Source organism: Caballeronia sp. INML3B (assembly GCF_023631305.1).
In the GTDB taxonomy this organism is placed as follows: Bacteria; Pseudomonadota; Gammaproteobacteria; order Burkholderiales; family Burkholderiaceae; genus Caballeronia; species Caballeronia turbans.
Map to the genome: position 1 here is coordinate 1 of NZ_JALQDI010000011.1, position 1030 is coordinate 1030.

General features: G+C 62.7%; 1 protein-coding gene. It reads right to left on the minus strand.

The window, feature by feature from the left end; genetic code table 11:
* Positions 1-137 precede the first annotated feature (137 nt).
* Positions 138-878, minus strand: coding sequence for a 3-ketoacyl-ACP reductase (locus tag NCS58_RS08230; protein WP_061121944.1), 741 nt, complete (start codon positions 876-878; stop codon positions 138-140).
* Between the last annotated feature and the right edge of the window lie 152 nt (positions 879-1030).

Genomic DNA, 1030 nt, shown 5'->3' on the forward strand with positions numbered 1-1030 from the left:
TGGGGGGTGTTTTGTGGTGGGGTAATTAAAAATAAATCGAACACAGGCGCGTTATTATTAAAAAAAAACAACCCCCCCCCCCGCGGGCGGCGCCCCCCCCCCCCCCCCCCCCCCCCCCCCCCCCCCCCCCCCGCCCGTCAGCCCATGTGCAAGCCGCCGTTCAGCGAGAAGTCCGCGCCGGTCGCGAAACCGGATTCGTCGGACGCGAGCCACGCGACGATCGAGCCGATTTCGTCAGGTGTGCCGAGACGCCGCACCGGAATCGTCGCGACGATCTTCTCCAGCACTTCAGGGCGAATCGACTTCACCATGTCCGTGCCGATATAGCCCGGCGACACCGTGTTGACCGTCACGCCCTTGGTCGCCACTTCCTGCGCGAGCGCCATCGTGAAACCGTGAATGCCGGCCTTGGCGGTCGAGTAGTTCGTCTGGCCGAATTGCCCCTTCTGGCCGTTCACCGACGAAATGTTGATGATGCGGCCGAAGCCGCGCTCGACCATGCCGTCGATGACCTGCTTCGTCACATTGAAGAGGCTCGTGAGGTTCGTGTCGATGACCGCGGTCCAGTCTTCATGCGTCATCTTGCGGAACACGACGTCGCGCGTGATGCCCGCATTGTTCACGAGAATATCGACCTCGCCGACTTCGGCCTTGACCTTGTCGAACGCGTTCTTGGTCGATTCCCAGTCGCCGACGTTGCCTTCCGAGGCGATGAAGTCGAAGCCAAGCGCCTTCTGGTCTTCCAGCCATTTCACCCGGCGCGGCGAATTCGGGCCGCAGCCCGCGACGACCGTGAAGCCATCCTTGTGCAGACGCTGGCAAATGCTGGTACCGATGCCGCCCATCCCGCCGGTTACATACGCTATGCGCTTCGTCATTCCTCACTCCATTTTCGTTATGCGGACGGCGATCTCCTTTCCGCCCGCTGGCCCTTCCCGATCTTGCCAGTGACCTACAGACGTTCCACCGCCAGCGCCACACCCATGCCGCCGCCGATGCACAGCGACGCCAGGCCCTTCTTCGCATCGCG

Coding starts and splice junctions, on each gene's coding strand:
- NCS58_RS08230 (WP_061121944.1), bottom strand. CDS start 878: ATGACGAAGCGCATAGCGTATGTAACCGGCGGGATGGGCGGCATCGGT.